At 48.1% G+C, this 24,960-nt stretch carries 22 protein-coding genes; 12 read left to right on the plus strand and 10 right to left on the minus strand.

Annotated features, from left to right (window positions below):
* Positions 1–92: 92 nt before the first annotated feature.
* Genes MH144_RS14020 through MH144_RS14030 form a run of 3 tightly spaced genes read left to right on the plus strand, consistent with a single transcriptional unit; the run spans position 93 to position 2,427 of the window.
* A complete protein-coding gene (locus MH144_RS14020) occupies positions 93–776 on the plus strand; it encodes a response regulator transcription factor (RefSeq protein ID WP_239301057.1) in 684 nt (227 codons plus the stop codon).
* Entirely contained in the window at positions 769–2,061 is a 1,293-nt protein-coding gene (locus MH144_RS14025) for a sensor histidine kinase (protein ID WP_239301059.1), read from the plus strand. The genes MH144_RS14020 and MH144_RS14025 overlap by 8 nt, the downstream gene beginning before the upstream one ends.
* Positions 2,062–2,103: 42 nt before the next feature.
* On the plus strand, positions 2,104–2,427 hold the full coding sequence (locus MH144_RS14030; RefSeq protein WP_227780152.1) for a hypothetical protein: 324 nt from the start codon (positions 2,104–2,106) through the stop codon (positions 2,425–2,427).
* A gap of 144 nt (positions 2,428–2,571) precedes the next feature.
* Here the strand turns inward: MH144_RS14030 and MH144_RS14035 are convergent, their stop codons facing one another.
* Positions 2,572–3,336: an SDR family NAD(P)-dependent oxidoreductase gene (locus MH144_RS14035; protein WP_239301061.1), complete on the minus strand. Its 765-nt coding sequence runs from the start codon at positions 3,334–3,336 to the stop codon at positions 2,572–2,574.
* A gap of 199 nt (positions 3,337–3,535) precedes the next feature.
* Here MH144_RS14035 and MH144_RS14040 point away from each other — a divergent pair, with 199 nt between their 5' ends.
* A complete protein-coding gene (locus tag MH144_RS14040) occupies positions 3,536–4,171 on the plus strand; it encodes a TetR/AcrR family transcriptional regulator (protein ID WP_239301063.1) in 636 nt (211 codons plus the stop codon).
* A gap of 17 nt (positions 4,172–4,188) precedes the next feature.
* Here MH144_RS14040 and cobA read toward each other — a convergent pair whose 3' ends face one another.
* The 4 genes from cobA to nirB are packed head-to-tail and all read right to left on the minus strand — an operon-like array spanning position 4,189 to position 8,663.
* The gene (cobA, locus tag MH144_RS14045; protein ID WP_239301065.1) at positions 4,189–4,959 is read right to left on the minus strand and encodes a uroporphyrinogen-III C-methyltransferase; all 771 of its coding nucleotides are present in this window, start codon (positions 4,957–4,959) and stop codon (positions 4,189–4,191) included.
* Positions 4,956–5,837 (minus strand): formate/nitrite transporter family protein, encoded by an 882-nt coding sequence (locus MH144_RS14050; protein WP_239301066.1) that lies wholly within the window; start codon positions 5,835–5,837, stop codon positions 4,956–4,958. Before MH144_RS14050 ends, cobA begins: the two co-directional genes overlap by 4 nt.
* Positions 5,838–5,887: 50 nt before the next feature.
* Complete coding sequence (gene nirD / locus MH144_RS14055) at positions 5,888–6,205, minus strand: nitrite reductase small subunit NirD (protein ID WP_095360200.1); 318 nt, start codon at positions 6,203–6,205, stop codon at positions 5,888–5,890.
* A gap of 16 nt (positions 6,206–6,221) precedes the next feature.
* Positions 6,222–8,663, minus strand: a complete 2,442-nt coding sequence (nirB, locus tag MH144_RS14060) for a nitrite reductase large subunit NirB (RefSeq protein ID WP_239301068.1) — start codon at positions 8,661–8,663, stop codon at positions 6,222–6,224.
* 597 nt (positions 8,664–9,260) lie between these two features.
* On the opposite strand from nirB, the gene MH144_RS14065 reads away from it, so the two are divergent.
* A complete protein-coding gene (locus MH144_RS14065; RefSeq protein WP_239301076.1) occupies positions 9,261–9,854 on the plus strand; it encodes an ANTAR domain-containing response regulator in 594 nt (197 codons plus the stop codon).
* 18 nt (positions 9,855–9,872) lie between these two features.
* Positions 9,873–10,949: an anthranilate phosphoribosyltransferase gene (locus MH144_RS14070; RefSeq protein WP_239301078.1), complete on the plus strand. Its 1,077-nt coding sequence runs from the start codon at positions 9,873–9,875 to the stop codon at positions 10,947–10,949.
* A gap of 9 nt (positions 10,950–10,958) precedes the next feature.
* On the opposite strand, the gene MH144_RS14075 is transcribed toward MH144_RS14070, so the two are convergent.
* Together MH144_RS14075 and MH144_RS14080 are read right to left on the minus strand one after the other, a co-directional pair.
* Positions 10,959–11,507: an acyl-CoA thioesterase gene (locus tag MH144_RS14075; RefSeq protein ID WP_239301080.1), complete on the minus strand. Its 549-nt coding sequence runs from the start codon at positions 11,505–11,507 to the stop codon at positions 10,959–10,961.
* A gap of 175 nt (positions 11,508–11,682) precedes the next feature.
* Positions 11,683–12,306 (minus strand): acetate uptake transporter, encoded by a 624-nt coding sequence (locus MH144_RS14080; protein ID WP_239301082.1) that lies wholly within the window; start codon positions 12,304–12,306, stop codon positions 11,683–11,685.
* A gap of 504 nt (positions 12,307–12,810) precedes the next feature.
* On the opposite strand from MH144_RS14080, the gene MH144_RS14085 reads away from it, so the two are divergent.
* Positions 12,811–12,987 (plus strand): aspartyl-phosphate phosphatase Spo0E family protein, encoded by a 177-nt coding sequence (locus tag MH144_RS14085; RefSeq protein WP_239301084.1) that lies wholly within the window; start codon positions 12,811–12,813, stop codon positions 12,985–12,987.
* Positions 12,988–13,122: 135 nt separating this feature from the next.
* Here the strand turns inward: MH144_RS14085 and MH144_RS14090 are convergent, their stop codons facing one another.
* On the minus strand, positions 13,123–14,052 hold the full coding sequence (locus MH144_RS14090) for a response regulator (protein ID WP_183523203.1): 930 nt from the start codon (positions 14,050–14,052) through the stop codon (positions 13,123–13,125).
* A gap of 437 nt (positions 14,053–14,489) precedes the next feature.
* Here MH144_RS14090 and MH144_RS14095 point away from each other — a divergent pair, with 437 nt between their 5' ends.
* Positions 14,490–15,926, plus strand: coding sequence for an alanine/glycine:cation symporter family protein (locus tag MH144_RS14095; RefSeq protein WP_239301086.1), 1,437 nt, complete (start codon positions 14,490–14,492; stop codon positions 15,924–15,926).
* A 143-nt stretch (positions 15,927–16,069) separates the two neighbouring features.
* Here the strand turns inward: MH144_RS14095 and MH144_RS14100 are convergent, their stop codons facing one another.
* Positions 16,070–16,912, minus strand: a complete 843-nt coding sequence (locus tag MH144_RS14100; RefSeq protein ID WP_239301098.1) for a methyl-accepting chemotaxis protein — start codon at positions 16,910–16,912, stop codon at positions 16,070–16,072.
* 288 nt (positions 16,913–17,200) lie between these two features.
* Between MH144_RS14100 and MH144_RS14105 the strand changes: the two genes are divergently transcribed.
* Positions 17,201–17,893: a Crp/Fnr family transcriptional regulator gene (locus MH144_RS14105; protein WP_095290788.1), complete on the plus strand. Its 693-nt coding sequence runs from the start codon at positions 17,201–17,203 to the stop codon at positions 17,891–17,893.
* 114 nt (positions 17,894–18,007) lie between these two features.
* On the opposite strand, the gene pepT is transcribed toward MH144_RS14105, so the two are convergent.
* Positions 18,008–19,246 carry a peptidase T gene (pepT, locus tag MH144_RS14110; RefSeq protein ID WP_239301099.1) on the minus strand — a complete coding sequence of 413 codons (1,239 nt, stop codon included), beginning with the start codon at positions 19,244–19,246 and terminating at the stop codon, positions 18,008–18,010.
* 535 nt (positions 19,247–19,781) lie between these two features.
* Here pepT and MH144_RS14115 point away from each other — a divergent pair.
* The 3 genes from MH144_RS14115 to MH144_RS14125 all read left to right on the plus strand — a co-directional run bounded on the left by MH144_RS14115 (position 19,782) and on the right by MH144_RS14125 (position 24,845).
* Positions 19,782–20,816, plus strand: coding sequence for an NADH:flavin oxidoreductase/NADH oxidase (locus MH144_RS14115; RefSeq protein WP_239301101.1), 1,035 nt, complete (start codon positions 19,782–19,784; stop codon positions 20,814–20,816).
* Between the two features lie 283 nt (positions 20,817–21,099).
* On the plus strand, positions 21,100–21,522 hold the full coding sequence (locus MH144_RS14120) for an SRPBCC family protein (RefSeq protein ID WP_481857361.1): 423 nt from the start codon (positions 21,100–21,102) through the stop codon (positions 21,520–21,522).
* Between the two features lie 233 nt (positions 21,523–21,755).
* Positions 21,756–24,845 (plus strand): hybrid sensor histidine kinase/response regulator, encoded by a 3,090-nt coding sequence (locus tag MH144_RS14125; RefSeq protein WP_239301113.1) that lies wholly within the window; start codon positions 21,756–21,758, stop codon positions 24,843–24,845.
* The last annotated feature ends 115 nt before the right edge of the window (positions 24,846–24,960 follow it).

Genomic DNA, 24,960 nt, shown 5'->3' on the forward strand with positions numbered 1-24,960 from the left:
ATTAAGATTGATTCAAGGTTCCGCAGGTAGAATGATTGATATAATAAAAGAAAGTGGCGACGAACAATTCAAGGCAGAGGAATGAATAGATCATGAGAATTTTAATTGCGGAAGATGAGGTTCATTTGGCAGAGGCCGTATCCCAGATATTGAAGAAAAACAATTACTCGGTGGACATGGTCCACGACGGCAGATCAGGACTCGATTATGCGTTAAGCGGTATATACGATCTGCTGCTGCTCGACATCATGATGCCGGAGATGGATGGAATCAGCGTGCTGAGGAAGCTGCGCAGTGAGGGAAATCACACGCCTGTCATCCTGCTGACTGCCAAGGGTGAGCTATCGGACAAAGTAACCGGACTCGATTATGGGGCGGACGACTATATTGCGAAGCCGTTTGCGACAGAAGAACTGCTGGCCCGGATTCGGGCAGCCCTTAGAAGGAAGGGCGAAGTTGTACCCGAGGATGGGTTGAAGTTTGGCGATATTGAATTGAATACAACGCAGTTGAAGCTGGCTGTGCAGGGCAAGGAGATTAAGCTTAATCTGAAAGAGAACGAGCTGCTGGAGCTGCTGATCACACGCAAACAGGCCATCACATCCAAGGAGCAGATTATCGAGAAGCTGTGGGGCTTCGATTCTGAAGTGGAATATAACAATGTGGAGGTATACATCTCGTTTTTACGCAAGAAGTTGACCTTCCTAAACTCCAAGGTCCGCATTAATACCATTCGGGGTGTGGGTTATGTACTTGAGGTGACGTCCTGTGTTTAAAAGACTTCGCAACCGGTTTTTGGTCGTCAATCTGGTATCGATCTCCATCATGATGCTGGTTGCTTTTGCGACGATCTATATCATTACGTACCAGAATGTGCAGCGGGAAACCAATATGGAGTTATTCAAGGTATCGGATTTCTATCACAGCCCATATAATTCGTCCAAGATGCCGCGTGGGGACGATGCTATCACAGGTAATCTGCCAACGGACGTGCAGCAGAACGGCCCCGGCGGAGATCCCAATTCTCCACCAGGGCGTTCCGTCTCGTTCATGGTGAAGACGGATAATGAATGGAACATTACGGATTCGCAATCCAGATTCAGCATGGAGGAACCATTTTATGCAGAGGCACTGGAGAAGGTGGACAAGGCTGATTATGCAGAGCGTAAGACCGGACAATTTGCGCTAAATGGAACGAACTGGGCGTACGTCATTGATCCGAGCAGCGATGGGCATATGGTTGTATTCATTGATGTAACTGCCCAGCAGGGCATTCTTACGAATCTGATCTATACCTTCACCATCGTAGGCCTGTTCATGTTGATCGTCATTTACTTCCTGAGCCGTTACTTTGCCAATCGTTCCATTGCTCCGGTCAAGGAAGCGTTCGATAAACAGAAACAGTTCATCGCGGATGCCTCCCATGAGCTGAAGACACCTCTGGCCATCATTAATACCAACACCGACGTGCTGCTTGCCAACCGGGAGGATACCATTGATAATCAGTCCAAATGGCTGCATTATATCAAGTCAGAGACAGAGCGCATGTCCCGGTTAACGAGTGATCTGTTATATCTGACCGAGATCGATGATTCACGTTCCACGATGATCCACTCCAAGTTTGATATGAGCGATGCGGTAGAGACCATTATTTTGACGATGGAAGCTGTTATCTTTGAGAAAAATATATCTCTCGACTACAGCATTGAGCCGGAGCTCATGGTCCATGGCAATAGTGAACAGATCAAACAGGTCATTCTGATTCTGCTGGATAACGCCGTGAAATATTCCAAAGCGAAAGGCGCGGTCAATGTTTCTCTGAAGAAGCATAATCATGAGGTGGTACTAGCCGTCTCCAATACAGGGGAAGGTATTGCACCAGAGCATTTGGATCGTATCTTCGATCGGTTCTATCGTACGGATGCATCCAGAGCACGCAAGCATGGTGGACATGGACTCGGTCTGGCGATTGCCAAATCCATCGTGGACCAGCACAAAGGTCAGATCTATGCTCGTAGTGTAGTAGGAGAGGGAGCGACGTTTTATGTTCGTCTAACTTAGATCTGAATAAGGCATGTCTGTTATGGGTTAACCTATGCTACAATGGCAACAGTATGTATGAACCAAGGAGCTGAACTGAACGTGACGGAAGCGAATTCGATTAATGAGCAGGAAATGATGCAATATATCGCGGACAAAACCAAAGCGAGCCAGGCGAATATTTCGCTTGTCCTGAAGCATGAGCAAGCCTACATCAACAAAGCGCATGAAAATGCCAAGGGCGAAGTAGACATTGATGGCGATGATCTGGCTGACTACATCCTGAGCCGCAAAGATGTGAAGCTGGATGAATTGACGGTAGAAGGCATTCTGGATGCCGAAATGGACTATCTCATGGAGAAGGGCCACGCTGGATACGTAGATTAAGATCATTTTGCACGTAGTAATCAATGTACTGGAAAAAAAGACCCCAACCTCCACGTAAATGTGGGTGTTGAGGTCTTCTTTTATATTCCTGTGAAGGGTCTTAATGGATTACCCGAAGTTTGGATAAAAGATTCGTACAGCTTCTTATTGACCCATCATGCCGCCATCTACAGTGTAGAGGGATGCTGTTACATAGGAAGCTTCTTCGGACAAGAGGAAGTTCATCACTGCTGCCACTTCTTCTGGTTCGCCATAACGTCCCAATGGAATGCTGGCTACGGTAGCATCTTGATAGTTTTCCACGTCACCGGAGTTTGCTTCGATTTGACGCATCATGCGAGTGTTAATCGTTCCTGGCAATACCGCGTTTACTCGGATATTAAATGGAGCAAGTTCATTTGCAGCGGTACGAGTGAGACCAACTACGGCATGTTTGGACATAATATATGGAGATACGGCTGGAGCACCCATCAGACCTGCAAGGGAAGATGTATTCAGGATCGCACCTGATTTTTGTTTTTTCATTACTGGAATGACATTTTGCAGACCAAGGAATACGCCACGAACGTTAACGTTATATACCGTATCCAGTGCTTCAACGCTGAGGTCTTCGATCAGACCGGTTGGACCTTCGATACCTGCGTTATTGGCAAAGTAGTCGATTCTGCCAAAAGCATCAAGTGCTTTTTGAACATAGTTTTTCACGTCTGCTTCTTGGGATACGTTTGCTTTAACTGCAATCACGTGCTCTTTGTCGAGATTCAGATCGGTGATGGTTTGTTGAATAGCCTCTTCGTTCAGGTCTACCAGAACCAGATTAATTTTGCGTTCAGCCAGTCTGCGTGCCAATTCTTTACCAATGCCTCCGGCAGCTCCTGTAATTACTGCTGTATGTGTATAAGTACTCATGATATATTCGCTCCTTATTAATTATTGGCAGGTTTTTCTCTAAAAAAAGTTTCAACCTGTCGTCTATCTTTCCTGTCTCAATGTTAAGATATACATAACGGTGTGACAATAATCATTGACAGCGTATATGTCTGGTATCGGACACAGATGTAAGCGGTGTTCATTTAGGTTACAATAATGGACAAAGGAGGCGAAAATGTTGATTATCGAACACCCCCAGGACCGGAGAGCACGAAGAACGCAGGATGCAATCATCGCTGCGACGGTTTCATTAATATTGGAAAAGGGAGCCGACGCCGTCACCATCCGTGACATTACAGAGCGTGCAGATTACAATCGGGGCACTTTTTATTTGCATTTTCCTGGCAAGCCGGAACTGCTTGAATTCATTTTGGAGGATTTCATGCAGGGAGTGGGCCAAGCCTATGCCAAACCGTATGCTGAATTAAAGGAAGTGGATATGACCGGATTACTTCCCTCTACTATGCCTGTATTTGAATATATCGAAGCTCATCAGGATATCTTCCGTGCCTTGATTACAATGCATGGCGATATGGCCTTAAGACTGTGCAATATGTTCCGGACTTATTTAACCGAGGATTTCGTGCTGGTAACTGAAGATAGCGAGTACACGATTAATTATGATATTATGCTGAGCTACCTGATATCTGCGACGGTAGGTGTCATTATGCACTGGGCAGAGATTGGATTCAAATATTCTGCGCATTATATGGGGGAGCAGTTGACGGCATTAATAAACATCAAACCGACCCGTCTGCTGATAGAACCAGGACAGAAGGGTCGGACCATTCACGAACGTATGCTGTTGGATTAAGAAAATGGAAGGGGCAGCTATCCCGTCATAGAGGTGTCTGCTGCTTGCTGGAGCTGAATCAATTGTTCGCGTACGAGAACGGCCTCGCCAACAATGATTAGCGCGGGATTGGTCACCTTTTCCGAAAGGGAAAGAGCATGAAGCTGGCCCAGTGTACCAGTAATGATTCGTTCCTTGGCGGTGGTTCCGCGTTCAATTAAGGCTGCGGGTGTACTGCTGCTTTTGTCGGATTGTAGCAGTTCACGTTGAATGTGGGGTAATTGGCTAATGCCCATATAGATGACCAGAGTGTCCACACTATGGGCGAGCAGATCCCAGCGCACGGAAGATACACGGCCATCACTCCCTGTACCTGTGACACATGCGAAGGTCGAAGCCACTCCCCGATGGGTTAGCGGAATCAGGGATGAAGCGGATGTGCCCACAGCGGAAGTGATGCCAGGAATGACCTCAAAAGGAATTCCGGCTTCAGCTAGCACAAGTGCTTCTTCACCGCCACGACCAAAGATGAATGGGTCACCGCCTTTGAGCCGAACCACCTGTTTACCTTCCGCTGCGTGAGCAACCAGCAACCGACCAATCATCTCCTGACTCATGGAATGCAGCCCAGGGGCCTTTCCACAATAGATTCGGAGTGCTGATTCAGGAGCTTCGGCAAGCAAGTCATCATTTACCAGTCGGTCATACAGCAGTACATCTGCCGTTTGAATGCGTCTCAGAGCTTTCACCGTAATGAGTTCCGGATCTCCAGGTCCAGCGCCTACGATACTTACCAGGCCCCGGCTCATGATCGTGTCCCCAGTTTGGACGCAGACTCTGCATTTGCCAATCCTGAACGACCGCCATGGATGGTTGCGAGTTTGGATGGCATCGGGATGGGGCTTCCCCAGCGATGTGCAGCGTACAGCCCTAACCCGGTAAATAGGGCACCACCAATGAAATTACCAAGCAGTACCGGAATCTGATTCCACAGCCACCAGTCGGCAATACTGACATCAGCACCCAGCATCATGCCCGCCGGGATGACAAACATATTTACAACAGCATGTTCGAATCCTTGAGCAAAAAATATCGTAATCGGCAGCCACATGGCCACAATTTTACCGAGTGTAGAGGTGGACGTCATCGCCATGACTGCACCCAGTGTCACCATCCAGTTACATAAAATAGCCTTAATGATCACCAAAACAATACCTGCGCCGCCCAGATGTTGATATCCGAGCGTCTTGGCTTCGCTGGTCTGAATCAGCGTTTGAACGAGGGGACTGCTCATATCAGTTCCCATCTTCGTCAGCGTGAGTTCATATAACAGAGCGTAGAACAGACATCCAAGTATATGGCCTGCAATTACCCAGAAGTAATTACGGAGCATATCCATCAGTGTGACTCTGCGCTTCATAACCGCAAGTGGAATCATGGCGAAGCTGCCTGTCACCAGCTCAAGTCCGAGCAGAATAATGATCACGAACCCTGCAGGGAATATCAGTGCACCTGCCAAACCAACGGAAGTTTGAGATACAGCGGTATATGCCAGCGTTGTTGCAAAAGCGAGAATCGCGCCGGCCAGAAAACCACGGATTAACATCTGCACCCGGTTCATTCTGGCTTTATTCTCACCTGCGTCCACCATCGATTGCAGTACTTCTGCCGGTTTAACAAAATCCATAGTGCACGCCTCCCTGATTCATGATGTCAGGCATATCTTCTGGTTAAAGACTAACCTGCAATGGTAATGTAGATCTCGCCGCTATGATCATCGACCTCGGTTTTATATGTGTTCAGACATCCATCGTCCGGCTCGTGTACCTTGCCGCTGCGGAGGTCAATTTTCCAGTCATGCAGCGGGCAATGGACAGCCGTTCCGCATACCATGCCTTCTGACAGCCTGCCGCCCTTATGAGGGCAGCGATTCTCAACGGCGTGCAGCGTTCCATCACTCAATTTGAAGACGGCAATCTCGGTGTCCAAGACCGTAAACGTCCGTGCTCCCTTTTCATCAATATCCGCAAGATGTCCAATTCGCAATCGATTCATCGCTGATCCTCCTCTTCTAGTGGGCTGCCGGCTGGGTGCCAGCGAGTGGTGTGAAGTTTTTACGCAGCTTTTCGTCTTCAATAATTTCCTTCCATGGATCAACGGTACGGCCGAGTGTCAGTTCAAGCCGTTCGACCAGAGCCAGGCGCTCTTCGCGGTCTTCGAGTGCCTTCTTCACATGGTCCAGACCGACACGTTCAATCCAGGCTGCCGTTCTCTCATTCCAGCGTGCGTTCTCTCTATAATATTGAAGGTAAGCATAAGTCCACTCTTCAACTTCGGCATCGGTTTTCACGGTGCACAGTAATTCTGCTGCGCGGACCTTGACCCCGCCGTTGCCGCCAACGTGCAGTTCCCATGCACCGTCAATCGCGACAACACCCAGATCCTTAATGGTGGCTTCCGCGCAGTTCCGTGGGCATCCGGAGACCGCAAGTTTCACTTTGGCTGGAGCAACCATTTTATCGAGTTTCTTCTCCAGACGAATGCCCATCTCAATGGAATCCTGAGTTCCGAAGCGGCAGAAGGTGTTGCCGACGCATGTTTTTACCGTACGCAGTGCCTTGCCATAACCGAATCCGGAAGGCATATCGAGCTCTTCCCAGATCTTCGGCAAATTTTCCTTTTGTACACCGAGCAGGTCAAGGCGCTGTCCACCTGTGAATTTCACCATCGGCACATCATATTTCTCGGCAACGGTCGCGATCTTGATCAGTTCTGCCGGGGAAGTGACACCACCGTAAATTCGAGGAATAACGGAATAGGTTCCGTCTTTTTGAATATTGGCGTGATATCGTTCGTTCGTGAACTTGGATACCCGCTCATCTTCGTACTCAGCTGGCCAGATCATGCCAAGGTAATAGTTAAGGGACGGACGACACTTGGAGCAGCCTTCCGGTTCATTCCAGCCAAGCACATTCATGACTTCCTTGACGGTTTTCAGCCCCATCTCTTTGATCTGGGCAACGATCTCGTCACGGTCGTAGGAGGTACAACCGCAGATGCCCTCCTTCACCTGTTCCAAGGCAGCATCCCCTGCATAATGGACGAGCAGCGATTCAACAATGGGTTTACATCCTCCACAGGAGGCGGAAGCTTTGGTACAAGACTTGATGGCACCAAGTGTGTTGCATCCTTTGTTCAGCACTGCGTCTCCAATGGCAGCTTTGGTAACACCGTTACAGCCACAGACAATTTCATCGTCTGGCATAGCAGCCATCCGCTCAGCAACAGATGGGCCGGACCCTGAACCACCGGCGGATACCCCGAGCAAGATTTCCTTTTCACGTCCACCGATATTCTCTCCGCTTTTAATGAGGGAGAAGAGGGAAGCGCCATCTGTGGTATCTCCGAACAGTACAGCTCCGATAAGCTGTCCGTCCTTCAAGACCATCTTTTTGTAGACCCCGTCTACGTCGTCCTGGATACGAATGCTGCGCGTATCTGCCGCATCCTTGAATTGGCCTGCAGAGAATACATCCACGCCGGATACCTTCAGCTTGGTAGACGTCACAGACCCTTCATACCCTTCGGTTGCTGCACCGGCCAGGCGTTTGGCCAGAACCATGCCCTGTTCATACAGCGGAGCTACCAATCCATATGCGATGCCGCGGTGCTCTGCACATTCACCGACTGCCGAAATGCCAGGAATACTGGTGTTCATGTAATCATCTACGATGACACCGCGGTTCACATTCAGGCCTGCCTGACGGGCCAGTTCAACCTGAGGGCGAATGCCGACAGCCATGACAACCAGATCAGTCTCGAGCACCGTCTGATCTGTGAAGCGCAGTGATTTCACGCGATGTTTGCCCGTAATTTCTTCTGTATGTTTTTTCAAAAGAAACTTCATGCCCTGCTCCTCAAGCTCCCGTTGAAGCATCAAGCCTGCAGGCAGGTCCAGATTTCGGTCCATCAGATGTCCGTTAATATGAATAACGGTGACATCCATTCCCAGATTGAGCAGTCCGCGTGCGGCTTCCAGACCAAGCAGTCCACCACCGATTACGGCCGCTTTGCGATACTTTTGCGAGGCTGCCATCATCGTCTCACAGTCCTTGATATCACGGAAACCGATGACACCTTCCTTGTCTGCTCCGGGTAAAGGCAGAATGAACGCCTGTGATCCTGTTGCCAGAATCAGCTCGTCATATGAAGCGCGGACACCAGCCTGGGACACCACTTCCTTGCGCTCGGCATCGATTCGAATCACGGGATCACCTGGGTACACCCGAATGCCGTTATCCTCGTACCAGCTCCATTCGTTGATTACGATATCTTCAATGCTCGTGCCGCCTGCAAGTACAGAGGAGAGCATGATGCGATTGTAGTTGGGGTGCGGTTCAGCACCAAAAACCGTAATTTCATAAGCATGCGGAGCGAGTTTAAGAATATGTTCAATTGTACGAATACCTGCCATACCATTGCCGACCAGCACCAGTTTTTTCGTTGTACTCATTGTGATTAGCCCCCTTGGATCCATTCTGCGAACTGCCTCGCTTTTCGTTCCGGAAAAATAGAAAAAGCCTGTCATGCCTCGGGGGACTGCGCATATGCATACGCATGCCATGGATCCGAGATTGCAAAACAGGCTTCATTGCCGTTTCAACCAGCTACGCCGTTGTAACTGTGATCGTTCAAATATGGAGTTGTTATGGCCTAACTATAAAAGATCCTTCCTTTCATGTCAATATAGTTGACACAAAAAAGTATTTGAAATTTGAAGTTAATTATGTTTACATGTGTGTAATGGAAACAAGAACTGAACGATGAACGAACAGCCTGTATTGCAACGTGCAAGCTAACAGCCGTGGCGGTTACAGGGAAGAAGAAGCATACAACCCTAGGCAATAACAAGAGACGGAGTTAGAAAAGAACCTTATTTATGATTATGGTAATTAGCCCAATAGGTTACCGACATGCATCATTGGTTTCAAACATGTATATTTTCAACTTAAGATATTGTCAGGTTATATAACATCTTAACTTGATGAACTATTTTAGGTGCTTAAGCTCTAACCATTCTGCCTATGCATTAGGGAGGGATTGATCCATCATGCGATCTTTATTGGTCATCCGTGTAGAACCAACAATTGCTGCCTCATCCGATGCAATCCCTCTAACTCCTGAGAGATTGCTGGGGGCAAACGGGTACCATGTGCAGGTGACTGACAGTGAGAAGGAAGCTCTGAAGCTGGCAGCTGAAGCAGAGGCATCCATCCTGCATCTGTCGCTGGCGGATGTGGAATATTGGGTACGATGCCTGGGAAAGGGGAAGGTGAACACCCCATTGATATGGTGGTGCGCACCGGATACAGCCTCTTCCTCGGTAGAATCCTGCGAGGTAGAGGCCTCGTTGGATGGAATACTGACCCCATCCATGATTGGGCCTGAAATTCACTGGACGCTGCACTTTGCAGCCAAGCGTTATATGGAGCGCCAGCAGTGGGAGCAGGAACGGAAGCAGCTGCAGTCCAGGCTGGAGGATCGAAAGTGGATTGATATGGCGAAGGCCATTTTATGTGATCTGAAGCAGATCTCCGAGTCGGAAGCCTATGACCTGTTACGTAAGAGAGCCATGGATGAACGTAAACGGATGGTGGATGTCGCCACGGCAATCGTGAAGGCGCATCAACTGCTCCAGTCGTAATTGAAAGGAGGACGCATCATGGATATGTCTGAGATTCTCAGGGAGGTTGGACGTGGAAAGCGCGGTTCGCGTGATCTGAATTATGCCGAGGCGCTGGCTGTAGCTGAGCACATTCTGAGACAGGAGGTGTCGCCTGCTCAGACAGCCGCTTTTCTAATGGCGGAGCGGATGAAGATGGAGAATGTCGAGGAGCTGGAGGCCTTTGTTCATGCATGCCGGAACAGCGCAGACCGCCTGTCCGTATTTCAGGATGGACTTGACTGCGCAGGTCCTTATGATGGACGTACCAAATCATTCATGGCTACCTTTCCGGTTGCCTTTGTACTGGCAGCAGCTGGGCTTCCGGTGACATTGCACGGAAGCGAGCCTCTGCCGCCCAAGTGGGGGGTAACCCTGTCCACGGTGCTCAGGGAAGCGGGTATTGATACAAGGAAAATGGATCGGGAAGAAGCCAGGGTGGCGGCGCAGAGAACGGATGTCATGTACGTATCCTCCGAAGACTGGTGCGGTCCACTTCGGCAGCTAAGACCGCTTCGTGAAGAACTGGGCTTTCGTACCGTGTTTAATACAGCGGAGAAGCTGATTGATTACAACCATTCGCCCTATCTTGTTTTTGGCGTATTTCATAATACATTTCTGGATCGGATCGCGAAGCTGCTTACCCGCTTTGGATACCGCCGTGCTTATGTGGTGCAGGGAATGGAAGGCTCGGAAGACCTGTATATTGATCGGCCTACACGTGTTTATGCTGTGGAAAACGGAGATACAAGACTGGAGCTGGTGGACCCAGCAGCTTATGAGCTGGATATTCCTGTGCCCGAGATGGCATGGACAGCTGCGAAACAGCTTGAAGTGGCACAATCGGTGCTGAGCGGAGAAGGGCATATCGCTTTTGTGAATCAGGTGTTGTTGAATGGTGGCTTCCGTCTGTATGTAACAGGCCGCGTCAATTCGATTGAAGAGGGCATCTATACCTGCCAAGGTTTACTGGATAGCGGTGCAGCGTATCGGAAGTATCAACAATGGACCGTCTCCATGGGTGGGGAACTACCGGATAGCAGAACAGTGTCCACGTATCCGGCTACCTCCAGATGATGTTGTAAACTACTCCCAAGGATAGGTGACGGTAAGGAAGTCAGCAAATTTCTTGCTCTCTTCCCGCCGCTGCTTCCGCATGGCCGCCCGACTCGGAGCGGTCTCATATAGTTTCTTCTCTTCTTCCGTTTCCGGAATGATTCGGGGAACGATGAGTTTTCGATTATTTTCATCCAAGGCCACAAAGGTCAGAAATGCTGTTGCCGCTATCTTTTTCTCCCCTGTCTTCAAATCCTCACGAATGACCTTCACAAAGATCTCCATGGAGCTGCGTCCTGTCCAGGTTGCAAAGGATTCCAGTGTAACAGAATCGGTTGGGTTAATGGGATACAGAAAGTCGACAGAATCCGTCGAAGCTGTTACTGTATTGACCCGGCATAGTTTGGAGGCGGCAATGGATGCTATATCATCAATGTAGGACATCAACTTGCCGCCGAATAAAGTGTTATGGTTGTTCACATCGGTCGGGAATACTCGTGCGGTCTTGAAACAGCGCGTCTCACGCACATATTTTTTCTCCGCTTGTTCAGACTCTGTAGCTTTAGGTATCTCTCTCATGTTTCTTCCTCCTGACCCTCTGGCTGCTGCGTCTCCGCAGCATGTGCCAGGTCTATCGTCTATTATGTTATCCCTAGTATAGGTGCCCGCCAAACTCATATTCAAATGAATTCATGATTGCCAAAAAAACCGCCAGGCGCGGACCGGCGCGCGGGCGGTTTGGTGCTGCTGTATATTAAGCCTTGGCTTTGAAAATGCCGGACGGTTTGCCTACTGGCAGGAAAGTATATCCGAAATGAGCATTCAGTACAGAAGCTCCTGTGCCGTAGAGCGACACGATACCAATACCCATTTCAGCATATGCTGCGATGGTATGGAAGACGTGAGGAGCTACGCCGAAAGCATCAAACGTCAGGCCAAGGAACAGGAAGTCAATCAGAATGAAAATGATGAGCAATACTTTATTGGCTTCGACAGCACCCAGCGTCATGAACAGGGTGAATACGAGGTATCCGGCAAAAGCAAATCCGAGCTGCTTACCGTCAGCCTGTTCTGCCAGGGTGGAGCCAAACACGCCCATTTTGATTAGCCAGTTGGCACCCATCGCAAACCAGAAGAATGCGTATGCGCCAAAAGCAGTCGTGCCAAATGTATTATTGCGTTTGGAATCTTGGATACAGGCGAACAACTGTGCAAATGCACCCAGGAAGATCGCCCATGGAATAGCATAGCTGAGTCCGTCCGTAATGCCGAGTTTCTGGGAGGAAGCGACCAGGGTCACAATAGCCAGCCCAAATAATCCCATTGCGCTGGGATCGGCGTTTATGATTTTAACTTGAGTCCGTGAATCGGTTTGCATGGTGTTGATGAGCCTCCAATGATATCAAATCAGGATGGTATACAAGAATACGATCCTCTATTAACTTTCGTATCCGCCGGGTCCGGACACACACATCGCCCTATTGTACCTGAATGGTTCGGTTATGGAAAGGAATTTGTTCACCATATGAATCCGATAACCTGAACGATTACACACCTCTCTATAGCATGCGAGTTGATTTTTTTTGATCAGTTTGCCTGCTGAAGGGGTGTTTTTGTCGTCCATTTTCCAAAATACACAATAAAGACACATTCATACAAGAAGTAGGATAGGGGAAGAAAATATGGATGCAAAACATTCGTATAACCACAGAAATGGCCTGGTAGCGCCATTTTTGCAGCTTCCGAGCAAATATGGTGATTCATAACTTTCAAAATCTGGGGAAGGATACAAAACATCCATGCCGACTATGCCATATGTTAATCCAACTATAGATTGACAGTAAAAACTAAAATATAACACAGAAATAAGGAGGTCAAAGGCATGGTCATGAGTTTGGATTTAAAAAATCAAATCGAAAAAGCCAGACATAACCTTCATATGTTGGTAGAGCTTAACGAAGGTGGACTTGGGCATCCGGATGTCATCAGGCAGTCCATGGCATTGGATGAATTGATTAATGAATATAATCGAATGAATCGAAGTCAAAAAAGGACTTGAGCGATTCATATAATAGGACAACCATAGATGAGTACATACGACGATGCGGGCATGAACATAACCGGAAGGACAGCATTAATTACGAAGCTGCCTGATTCCTGTTAATTCATGCCCGCATGTTTTATTGGGAGCTTTTCAATGTAAAAGCCGTTTGGCCTCCATGTACAGTACCTGAACGAATTTTTTGGTGTTAATTCGCGTCTGGGACAACGATGGCTCCACATTGTTCTGCAGCTCCAGCATTTTCTTGCGAATTTCTGTGAAATCGAAGAATTTTGACGCATAGTTCTCGAATTTGGGATGAGTATAATCCGTTAATCCCAGGGATACCACATGACTTAACGTCTGAAATATCGCCCGGCGAACACGTTGTTCTGATGCCTTGACCTCTTTGGTTATCTCGGTGGCGGAGGCATCCGTTCCCAGTTTGCGTATCGCAATATTCTGAAAAATATCCTTGAGCGACGGGAACGTATAAGGTGAGATGGTGTGATCTTCAGCTTCAATCTGTTCCAGATATTCCAGCATATCCAGCAGATCCTTGCTGCCTGTCTCACCGATCATGCCCATCTCCGACAGAAGGAAATGTCCAGCGGTGGCAATCGTTTTGTTAGGGACAGGTGCGGTATGGCGGCCGGCAGACTGAATGCCGGTCAATCCTTGCAATGTCCGCTGAATATCTTGAATGGACTGCTGCATCCGCAGACGTTCTTCGACCAGACGGAGAACGGATAGAATCTCTAGACGATTAATCGGCTTCGTAATGTAGTATTCAATGCCTAGTGAATAGGCTTCACCAATCATGTTTTTCGATTCAATTTGGGAGATCATCACGATCTTGCCCTCGAATCTTCCTTCCAGTGCGCGTACGGTCTGAATTCCATCCCGATGGGGCATGAGCAGATCAATCAGGAGCACGTCCACCTTCTGTAACTCCAGCAGCTCGGCATGAATGTGAGCCCCGTCCTCTGCCTCTCCGGCAATCTCACCTAATCCCTCATCTTCAATAATATCCATCAGCATGGAACGAACGCCAGGATCATCATCCACGATAAAATAACGCATGTTTTCGGTATCCTCCTTTCTCTTTGGCGGATGTAATTGGGCCAATGTATGCTGCAGACAGATGAACTGCCCTGAGTTGGGTTCATTTTAATTCCTATCTTACTTCGTAGTTTCCTTTCTGCATAGAACCAGCCGAGCAGCAATAAGCCAATATGTCAGATAACGTAACAGAGTTTCGCCGAAATCCGCTTTTTTATAAAAAAAATCCAATGTTTGTTGTAGGAAAGTGTCGTTTTTCGTAGATAGGACTGTAGTATAAGTAACATCTGAATGAGCTGGCTATGAATTGTGTGGAATGGTACAAATGCCAATCGGAACGAAATATCATCATTCAGAGTTATGCCCTGGGATTCTATATGCAATAGTATGGGAATTTTACGCTCAGACATGCAAACGGAATGCTGTTTATCAATATACGAATAAAAGGAGTATTGCTAATGGAGCAAACAATACAAGATATTGTCGTTGTTTTCAACGATTTTTTATGGTCCAAGCTGTTGATCCTATTGCTGGTAGTATGTGGAGTTTACTTCACGACCAAGACCCGTTTCATGCAGTTCCGCATGATCGGGGATATGGTCAAGGTGCTGGCCGAACCCAAGAGTAAGGAAGCGGATAAAATCTCGCCTTTTCAGGCGTTCTGTATTAGCATGGCTGCCCGAGTAGGTACCGGTAATATTACGGGAATTGCACTGGCTATTGCCCTTGGGGGACCGGGTGCTGTGTTCTGGATGTGGATCATTGCAATTATCGGATCAGCCTCCAGTTTCGTAGAGAGTACACTCGCACAGATCTATAAAGTGAAGGATAATGGGGGCTTCCGCGGAGGACCGGCTTATTATATGGAACGTGGGCTAGGCAAACGGTGGATGGGGGTATTGTTTGCCATTCTCATCACGCTATCGTTCGGTCTTGTCTTTAACGCTGTGCAGTCCAACACAATCACTGTAGCATTCCAGAACTCGTTTGGACTTGATCGGTTGACAGTAGGTATTGTAATGGCGGTGATCTTTGCCGGAATCATTATGGGCGGTGTCAAGCGGATTGCCAAGGCTTCCGAATACATTGTGGTTGTCCTTGCTGTGCTGTATATCGGAGTTGCTGCATTTGTTGTGCTTGCGAATATCACCCAGCTTCCAGCCATGATTGCGTTGATTGTAAAAAATGCCTTCGGCATTGAACAGGTCGCCGGCGGTACATTGGGTGCTGCGCTGATGAACGGCGTCAAGCGTGGATTGTTCTCCAACGAGGCGGGAATGGGTAGTGCGCCTAATGCCGCAGCTACGGCGGATACGACACATCCGGTCAAGCAGGGACTTATTCAGGCTTTTGGCGTCCTGACCGATACACTTGTCATTTGTACAAGTACGGCCATGATTATATTGCTGTCCGGCGTCTATCAAGGCTCCAATCTGGGGGGCATCGAATTGACCCAGGCGGCATTAAGTGTGCATATCGGATCATGGGCATCAGGCTTTTTGGCTGTTATGGTATTCCTGTTTGCCTTCAGTACACTCATCGGGAATTATTATTATGGGGAGACCAATATTGAGTTTATCAAGTCCAATAAAATGTGGCTTTGGGTGTACCGGATTGGCGTCATCGCCATGGTGTTGTTTGGTGCAATAGCAAAAGTGCAGCTGGTCTGGGATCTGGCGGATCTCTTTATGGGGCTGATGGTCGTCGTCAATCTGATTGCGATCCTCATGTTGTCCAAAGTAACGTTTGAGGCGCTGAAGGATTACAAAAGACAGAATGCTGAGGGGCGTGACCCTGTCTTTACCCGTGATCTTATCCGTATTCCGGGTGAGGTGGAGTGCTGGGAGTCTGAAGCTGACGTAACGGGAACCAAAGAGATGAAGATTGCGAAATAGGATGAACCGAGCTCGACTATAAGAGCCGGGGAGTATAAAGAAATATAAAAAAACAGGACACCGACGATGCCCACATAGGGCGAACGGGGTCCTGTTTCATTTCGTATATGTCCAGATACATAACGAGCATTTAGAATACAACTTTACTTGGTATGAACAGAGTAACTGATCAGTTGATCTGCCAGCATTTTCATTCGGTCGCCCGTTTCGTTCAGTTTCTCGATGACATCGGTGAAGGAGGATACAAGGGTAGCTTGTTCCTGTGAAGAGGCAGCAATCTGCGAAACTTCCACTTCCATCTGTTTAATGACCTGTTGAACGTCTTTCAGACTTGCATCAATATCAGTCGTGGCCTGTTTGGCATCCACGGAGAGCTTGCGTACTTCGGAAGCAACAACGCCAAATCCTGCACCGGCCTCACCTACACGTGCTGCTTCAATAGCGGCATTCAGACCAAGCAGGTTGGTTTGTTCCGAAACCTCCCGGATGAATCCGGCAACCTTGTTGATCTGAGAGGAGTTTTGCACTGCAAGGCGTGTATTCTCCAGAATTTGTTCACTGGTAGCCTGCAATTCCTCGGCATGAGCAGCCACGTGCTGAACCATCTCCACCAGGTTGCCATTAATGGTTTGATTTTCTTGTATAATGGCTTCTAGCTGATTCTGGTTGGATTGATCGTAGGATACACAGAAAATGGCTGCGACCTCGTTATTGTCATCAAAGATGGGGATATTCAGAATATCTAGTTCAATCCCGTATACTTCCGCAGGCAGGTGGGTGAGTGAAGCTTCACGTCCATTGGTTAGAGCCGTGAAGTTTTTATAATCATCCAGAAGTGGTTCTCCTTCTTTGAACCCGAGATTGAATCTCTCGGTGGGGACAGCGTACAATACTTTCTCATGATCATACACAGTCAATCCGGCTGGTTCTCTAAGAATCAGGCTAATATAAGGCATAACTTTCAGAAGTGCATCTACAACATTCATGGGTCGAACCATCCTTTCATTATTCCTATTTTGCGATTGAATTCAAAAAAACGTACATAATGCTTTAATTATCATCGGATAAGAGTGCGCTATCATTAACTCCATTTTTAAATAAAATGATGACGAATTACGGACGAAATCTGAGGATTTTTCCATGTAAAATGATTTATTGGATATAAGTGTTAGTTGTAACTATTTTTATATCAGGATAATGGAGATGTCTGATGACTGAAATTGGGACATATGTCCATTTGTATACGTTAAATACTTGGGTGGGGGTTACCGGGAATGAGAGAAATCATGGATTTTGGTCGAATGCGTCAGCTGGCACGGGAACATGGCCTGGATCAGGTGCTGGATGAGCCTGCACTTGCGGAATTAAGACTGCTGGAAGCTTCCAAGGGTGAGATTATATGTGCAAAGGGGGAACGGCCGGAACGGTTTTATTTTCTTGTTGAAGGCAAACTGAAGATTTATACGACACTGCCAAACGGCAAGTCACTGCTGCTCCGTTTTAGCACGCCGCCAGCGCTTGTAGGGGATCTGGAATTGGTGAATGGAAAGGAAGCCAAAAATACGGTCGAATCCGTCAACAAAAGTCTGCTGCTGGGCGTTAGCTATCGTTATCTTCAAAACACGTATGCGGATAATCCGAAATTTCTCCATTTCATGCTTAGTCATGTGACCCATAAACTGTATACTTTCTCTAATCTATCAAGCCTGAATCTGCTGTACCCGGTGGAAAGCAGGTTTGCCAGTTATCTGTTGTCAACGATGGAACAGGGCGAGCAAGTGACGGAAGAGATCCAAACGTCCAAGCTGACCGAGCTGGCAGATATGCTGGGGACGAGCTACCGACATCTGAACCGGGTAATCCATGATCTCTGTGATCGGCAGATTATCCGCAAGGAACAGCGCAAGATTGTCATCTGCCATCTGGAACAATTGCGGGAGATCGCCGGAGGCAATATGTATGAATGAGATTCGGTCCCATGGACGTGAATGTTTCCAATGTAATGCAAAGAGCACCCTATGCCTCAAGAAATGGGTGCTCTTTGCTATCTAAATAGTGTAATCGATGTATGGTGGCTATGATTAAATATCGCCGCGCTCTTCAAATAATTGAGCGATCCCCACGATCACTTGAGTGGCTTTCACCATGTTATCAACCGAAACATATTCGAATTTGCCGTGGTAGTTTTCGCCGCCTGTGAAGATGTTTGGTGTAGGCATGCCCATGTACGAGAGCTGGGAACCGTCAGTTCCTCCGCGGATGGGGCGAATAATGGGCTCAATGTCCAGACGAGTCATGGCTTCATGCGCAATATCAACAATCTGGCGAACAGGTTCGATCTTCTCACGCATATTGTAGTATTGATCATTCAGCTGAACAGTGATGCTCTTCTCTCCGTACTTGCCTTGAAGTTCTTCCGCAACCTTCAATACATAGGCTTTGCGCTCTTCAAACTTCGCCCGGTCAAAATCACGAATGATATAGCTGAGCTGCGTTTGCTCTACGTCGCCTTCAATGGATATAAGATGGTAGAATCCTTCGTACCCCTCCGTGAATTCAGGAGCTTCTTCGGCAGGTAGGCGGCGGTTGAACTCCATAGCGATTTTGGCTGAATTGACCATTTTGTTTTTCGCGGTTCCGGGGTGAACATTTGTACCTTTGACTGTGATTTTGGCTGCAGCCGCATTGAAGCTCTCATATTCAAGCTCTCCCAGTGGGCCGCCATCTACCGTGTAGGCATACTTGGCTCCAAAAGCAGGCACGTCAAACTTGTGCGGCCCGCGTCCAATCTCTTCGTCGGGAGTGAAGGCAACCCTGATCTTTCCGTGTTTGATCTCCGGGTGATCGATCAGATAGGCCATCGCTGTCATGATCTCGGCAATACCTGCCTTGTTGTCCGCACCCAGCAAGGTTGTGCCATCTGTTGTCATGAGGGTGTGGCCCTTATATTCACGCAGTTCCGGGAAGTCAGTGGTAGACAGCACCACATCCAGCTCCTGGTTCAACACGATATCCTGACCATCATATTGGTCGATGACCTGTGGCTTTACATTTTTGCCAGTGAAGTCTGTCGCTGTATCCAAGTGAGCCAGGAAGCCGATTACGGGAACATCCTTATCCGTGTTGGATGGCAGGGTAGCCATGACATAGCCGTTCTCATCCATCGTTACATCCTGTAAACCAATAGCTTTGCATTCGCCTACAAGGTATTCGCCCAAGGCGAGTTGGCCCGGTGTGGAGGGGCAGGTTTCACTGTTTTCATCAGATTGTGTATCCATTTGAGCATAAGTTGTCAGTCGCTCGATTAAAATATCTTTCACCATAATCGCTCCTTCAGTTTGGGTTGATATATAAGTTATCACTATTCTTGGAACGAATCACTACGAGGTCAGAACAACCCTCTGATCGCTGTTATCCCCAGATTTTTTGATTACATATAAAGGTGAAAATCCGGTTATAAAGGCGAAGTGTATGCTTCCGACGCAGCTTTCTTTCAGAAAGCTTTTAGCTTCGCTTCTACAGGTTGTTTCTGCCCTCTCCGTTTTCGTCTAAGGGTTAGATACAACTTATATTATAGGTTGGGTATATTATCTCCTGTGTATGAAAGTATCATATCATGTTTTGGACCAACTTCGTGTAGGGGTGCAAGTACCCGCGGGGTAGTTTTAGGTATAAAAAAAGGTACTATGGCACAAAAATGTACGTACTTGCATTCAGGGGAGGCTCCTTCATAATAAAGAATGGTCGAAGGATTGGCGAGAGAGACTGCCACAAGATTGGGCAACTGTTTTTCATGCTGGAAAACAAGCGATTGCCTCAACATATATCAATATATTGAATAGGAGATGTATCCATATGTCAGAGAAATTATTTTCCCCCTATCAGTTCAAGGGGCTTCAACTGAATAACCGTGTAGTTATGGCGCCAATGTGCCAGTACTCCGTAACGGCCAAGGATGGCATCCCGAATGATTGGCATCAGGTTCACTATGTAAGTCGTGCGGTTGGAGGTACAGGTCTGATTGTCATTGAAATGACAGATGTTGAACCAGATGGCCGTATTACCGATAACGACCTGGGCATCTGGTCGGACGAGCATATCCCGGCCTTTGCCAAACTGGTGGATGGCATGCATGCTCATGGCTCGAAAGTTGCGATTCAAATTGCACATGCGGGACGAAAAGCTGAGGACGCGAAGCAGCCGGTAGCTCCATCCGTGGTCACTTTCCCAGGTGAAGACTATAGGGAGCCTCGTGCATTAACTACCGAAGAAGTAGAAGCTATGGTCCAGAAATTTGCCGACGGTGTTCGCCGCGCAGTGCAGGCTGGAGTGGATGCCATTGAGCTGCACGGAGCACATGGATATCTCATTCACCAGTTCCATTCCAAGCTGATGAATCATCGTGAAGATGTATACGGACAGGATCTGGCTCGATTCGGCGTTGAGATTATTCGTGCAGTGAAAAAGGAAATGCCGGAAGACATGCCGCTCATCATGCGCATATCTGCAGTTGAATACGCTGATGGCGGTTACGATATTGAACACACCCTGGATGTGGCTCGTGCTTATCAGGCAGCAGGTGTAGACATATTCCACATCAGCTCTGGTGGAGAAGGACCTGCCGGACAACGGAAACCGGGCAACTACCCAGGTTATCAAGTTCCATTTGCCCGTCGTTTCCGCGAAGAACTGAACGTTCCAGTGATTGCTGTAGGGTTGCTGGATGATTCAGCTCTTGCTCAAGCTGTTATTGGCAACGGCGATGCTGATCTTGTTGCAGTGGGCAGAGGTATGCTGCGCGATCCGTACTGGGCTAACCATGCGGCACTGGCGCTCGGTGTCAGCAAGGATAAGGCAGCGATTGCGGAGCAATATTCCCGTGGGTATTAATTTTATCTAAAACATATAGAAATTCATAAGACAGGTCGTGGCAAAGGGTAGCCTTATGCTGCGGCCTGATTTTGCATTTCGATAGCCAAGCAGTGGCGGTTGTTTGGGATTCCACCGTTCAGAGCAGACTAAGACGGGGGTTACACATCTTTTATTTAGCGTTCCAAGATGAGGTTCGTTTAAGAGGAGATCCAATGCTAGATTCAGTTGTTAAATGAACTCATTTGACACTTATCTTCTTATCCCAAACAATGAGTAATATCTATTTAAGGAGGCGATGGTTATGACATCATCATCGAGCGCACTGCCGGATATTCGGCAGCAATTGGTACTTCATGCACCGCTGGAAAAGGTATGGGAGACCGTCTCAACGGCAGAAGGCATGCAAACCTGGTTTATGCCAAGTAATCTGGAGCCGGTGGAAGGACATGAATTCGTGCTGGAGGCCGGGCCTTTTGGCAAATCACCATGCCGGGTTACGGAAGTTCAGCCGCTTCATAAGCTATCCTTTCAATGGGGCAAGGATTGGGCACTTACCTTCGAACTTCAAGAACAGCCGGAAGGCACCGCATTTACATTGATTCACAGCGGCTGGGATGCCGATAAACTGACTGAATTCGGACAGGCGCATGCCATCGTGCGCGAGCGAATGGAGCAGGGCTGGTCAGGCATCGTACAGAAACTGGCACAGATTGTAAGCCAATAACAGTGGACTGTTAGTTGCAACCAGGATCATTTCCTGGTTGAACAGCTGGCAGTCTTTTTTTATTGTGTAAGCTTTTAATGGAGAGTTCACACAAGATCGTGAACCGCTTTAAAAAATGTGGTTCTTTTTAGTTTCCTTCTATTTCCGTGGGCAGCAGAAACGTGTAACATGGATTATGAAGATTAAACGACAAAAACTGACGTCTACCGTCACAAGTCGGAAGGATTTCATAGATGAAAAAACACTGGATTATGCTGACGATTAGTTTCATTTGTATTGTTGTCTTTCCCGTAGGGTGGATTGTGCAGAGTATTTTATCTGAGCGCGGGAATCCGGTCGTTAAACAAGGCGTAATCGATTTGACCACCTGGGATTTTACCAAAAAGGGTGCAGCCACATTGGACGGAATCTGGGACTTCTATCCGAACCAATTGTTGACCCCGGTTGATTTTGAAGCGGATGTGTCCGGAAGCAAGCCACTTGGTCCATCTGCAGCTATTCAAGTCCCGGCCAGGTGGAATAAGACGATGGGTGCAGCCCATGGATACGGAACATACCACCTTCGTGTCAAACTCAGGCCTAGCACCGAGAAGAATGACTATGGCATTCGTACACAGAACATTCGTATGGCACACCGTATTTTTATAGATGGCAAAGAGATCGGAGGCAAGGGACTGCCTGGTGAAACAAGGGAAACGGACATCCAGTACAACTTGCCGTTCACCGGGTTTACCTCGATTGAGGGAGACCGTGCAGATATCATCATTCAAGTTTCCAACTATACATACTCTTCCGGAGGAATCGTAGCTTCACTGTTATTTGGAGATGAACATAGCATTCTGTACAGCCAGCAGTGGGACTGGCTCAAGGATCTGATGACCCTTTTCGGCTTTATCCTTCCGGCGGCGTTTTTCCTGCTGCTGTTCAGGCTGCGCCGGAGTGAGAAGGAACTTCGTTACCTGGGCTTATTCAGTCTCTCTGGAGCCATGTATGCACTGACGCATGGGGAGAAACTGCTGGGCACCTTTGTACCGTTTCTACCGAATACTGAAATTCTAAGGCTTCAATTAATAAGTTCAGCACTGGCCTATTACTATTTGCTTCGCTACATGGATGCGCTTGTTCCGGGTGCAATTCACAAATGGTACGTACGCTTGGGAATTACGCTGGTGATTCTGCAATGCGCTATAGGCCTTACCTTGTCTCCAGTACTATTCTCGCAACTGGAGCCTCTAATGCTGATGGTGTCGCTTAGCGTCATGGTATACACTCTTCGAGCGATGTTTTATTGGTTGAAAAAGAGGCCGAACGACAGTCATTACGTGCTGATCAGTATGATGAGCATTCTCATGGTCGTTATTCTGTATACCATCGGTGCATTCACGACGCAGGATACTGCTTTTCTCGCCCTATATGAGCTATTGTTATTTGTTTTTGCTCAGATGATTCTTACGGCGATCCGGTTCGCGCAGTCCTTTCGTGAAGTTGAGGCGTTATCCGAGCGCTTGCTCGTGATCGATAACCTGAAGGATGAATTCATGGCCAATACGTCGCATGAGCTGAGGACACCACTGCATGGCATCATCAATATCGCCCAGTCCTTGCTGGAAGGGGCTGCAGGGGCTGTGACGCCGAAGCAGGCCAGAAACCTGTCCATGATCACATCGACTGGTAAAAGGCTTGCATTACTCGTCAATGACATTCTGGATTTCTCGAAGCTCAAGAATAGTGAGATCGAGCTGAAGCGGGACCCGGTGGATCTGGAGTCCGTTGCACGCACAGTGGTTGAAGTTTCGGGATTTACCTTCGGGGATAAGCCTATTGTGTTAATGCAGGACTGGCCTCCATCCCTGCCACTGGTCGAAGCAGATGAGGATCGATTACGGCAGATTCTCTATAACCTGATTGGCAATGCATACAAGTACACACTGCAAGGCGAGATACGGTTATATGCAACTGTGCAGGGGGATCAAGTCCGAATGTCAGTGGCGGATACCGGGGTTGGCATTGCTCCGGAGAAGCTGGAGGATATCTTCCGATCCTATGAACAGCAGAATGGGACCAGTGAAAGAATCAGCGGAGGAACAGGCCTGGGTCTCAGTATTACGCGTAAACTTGTAGAGCTGGGTGGAGGCATGATCTGGGCTGAGTCGGTACCAGGCCAGGGATCGGTTTTTCACTTCACCTTGCCAGTTGCCAAGACACCTCTGCTTCATACCGTGTCCAGACCGGCTGCAGCCAGCTATGTGGCTGCCGAGCATGCTAATGCATCTGGAAGGCTTTCTACAGAACTCGATGAGACAGAAGAGGGCCCTGCAGCAGAGCATACCATTCTGATTGTGGATGACGATCCGGTAAATCTTCAGGTATTGTACAATCTGTTGTCAACAGAGCGATACCGGGTCATCTCTGCCGATAGCGGTGCTGCAGCCTTGAAAATGCGAGAACAATACCCGGGAATCGACTTGGTGATTACCGACTGGATGATGCCGCAGATGTCCGGAATTGAGTTATGCCGCAAACTGCGTGAGCGTAATTCCCTGTCCGAACTGCCCATCTTGATGCTGACGGCGCGTGGATTGCCTGAGGATATCAGGCTGGGTTTCCAGGCCGGGGCCAATGATTTCCTAAGCAAGCCGGTGGATGCTGGTGAGCTGCGTGCGAGGGTGCGGACCCTGATTGAAATGCGGGCCTCCGTTCAAGGTGCCATTCGCACAGAGATGGCTTTTTTGCAGGCGCAGATCAAACCACACTTTTTATATAACGCACTTAATGTCATTATCGCTACTTGTGCCGTTAACCCGGACAAAGCTACAGATCTATTGATTGAGCTCAGTCACTATCTGCGTGGGAGCTTCGACTTTCAGAACCGGGATCAGCTGGTGCCGCTGACCAAGGAACTTGAGCTGGTGGAGTCCTATGTACATCTGGAACAGGCGCGATTTGAAGAACGACTGGTGGTCAACTACGATGTAGACCCTGACGTTCGGATCTATGTACCGCCTCTCAGTATTCAGCCACTCGTTGAAAATGCCATTCGTCATGGTGTGATGGAGCGGGCCGCAGGTGGAACAGTGACTCTGAAAATTGCCAGAGAGAGCAATCATATCATCGTCCAGGTTGAAGATAACGGGGTAGGCATTCCTCCGGAGCGTTTGGCCCAAGTTCATTCGGGGAGGACGGAAGGACCGGGTGGGGTGGGCCTGCAAAATATCAACCGACGTTTGGTGTCCCTGTATGGCGAGGGGTTGAATATTCAAAGCCATGCGGGCAAAGGAACCCAAATCCGCTTCCGTATTCCTCTGCCCAAAGGTAATTTATAGCGAAAGTTGTGCCGAGACAGAGCATAATGGTTAACAGACTAATAAGTTGATAAAGTCAATCTGGAATTTCATTGATATAGAACGAAGAAGAAATAAGTTAGGGCAGGAGGCTGGA

The sequence above is a fragment of the Paenibacillus sp. ACRRY genome, assembly GCF_022346995.1.
Taxonomy (GTDB): domain Bacteria; phylum Bacillota; class Bacilli; order Paenibacillales; family Paenibacillaceae; genus Paenibacillus.

Bases quoted from the DNA above. Each gene is read 5' to 3' on its own strand.
- MH144_RS14030 (WP_227780152.1), top strand. From the start codon at position 2,104: ATGGCAACAGTATGTATGAACCAAGGAGCTGAACTGAACGTGACGGAA.
- MH144_RS14095 (WP_239301086.1), top strand. From the start codon at position 14,490: ATGGAGCAAACAATACAAGATATTGTCGTTGTTTTCAACGATTTTTTA.
- MH144_RS14065 (WP_239301076.1), top strand. From the start codon at position 9,261: ATGCGATCTTTATTGGTCATCCGTGTAGAACCAACAATTGCTGCCTCA.
- nirB (WP_239301068.1), bottom strand. From the start codon at position 8,663: ATGAGTACAACGAAAAAACTGGTGCTGGTCGGCAATGGTATGGCAGGT.
- MH144_RS14050 (WP_239301066.1), bottom strand. From the start codon at position 5,837: ATGGATTTTGTTAAACCGGCAGAAGTACTGCAATCGATGGTGGACGCA.
- MH144_RS14105 (WP_095290788.1), top strand. From the start codon at position 17,201: ATGAGAGAAATCATGGATTTTGGTCGAATGCGTCAGCTGGCACGGGAA.
- MH144_RS14020 (WP_239301057.1), top strand. From the start codon at position 93: ATGAGAATTTTAATTGCGGAAGATGAGGTTCATTTGGCAGAGGCCGTA.
- cobA (WP_239301065.1), bottom strand. From the start codon at position 4,959: ATGAGCCGGGGCCTGGTAAGTATCGTAGGCGCTGGACCTGGAGATCCG.
- MH144_RS14120 (WP_481857361.1), top strand. From the start codon at position 21,100: ATGACATCATCATCGAGCGCACTGCCGGATATTCGGCAGCAATTGGTA.
- nirD (WP_095360200.1), bottom strand. From the start codon at position 6,205: ATGAATCGATTGCGAATTGGACATCTTGCGGATATTGATGAAAAGGGA.
- MH144_RS14080 (WP_239301082.1), bottom strand. From the start codon at position 12,306: ATGCAAACCGATTCACGGACTCAAGTTAAAATCATAAACGCCGATCCC.
- MH144_RS14035 (WP_239301061.1), bottom strand. From the start codon at position 3,336: ATGAGTACTTATACACATACAGCAGTAATTACAGGAGCTGCCGGAGGC.
- MH144_RS14075 (WP_239301080.1), bottom strand. From the start codon at position 11,507: ATGAGAGAGATACCTAAAGCTACAGAGTCTGAACAAGCGGAGAAAAAA.
- MH144_RS14085 (WP_239301084.1), top strand. From the start codon at position 12,811: ATGGTCATGAGTTTGGATTTAAAAAATCAAATCGAAAAAGCCAGACAT.
- MH144_RS14115 (WP_239301101.1), top strand. From the start codon at position 19,782: ATGTCAGAGAAATTATTTTCCCCCTATCAGTTCAAGGGGCTTCAACTG.
- MH144_RS14100 (WP_239301098.1), bottom strand. From the start codon at position 16,912: ATGAATGTTGTAGATGCACTTCTGAAAGTTATGCCTTATATTAGCCTG.
- MH144_RS14090 (WP_183523203.1), bottom strand. From the start codon at position 14,052: ATGCGTTATTTTATCGTGGATGATGATCCTGGCGTTCGTTCCATGCTG.
- MH144_RS14070 (WP_239301078.1), top strand. From the start codon at position 9,873: ATGGATATGTCTGAGATTCTCAGGGAGGTTGGACGTGGAAAGCGCGGT.
- MH144_RS14125 (WP_239301113.1), top strand. From the start codon at position 21,756: ATGAAAAAACACTGGATTATGCTGACGATTAGTTTCATTTGTATTGTT.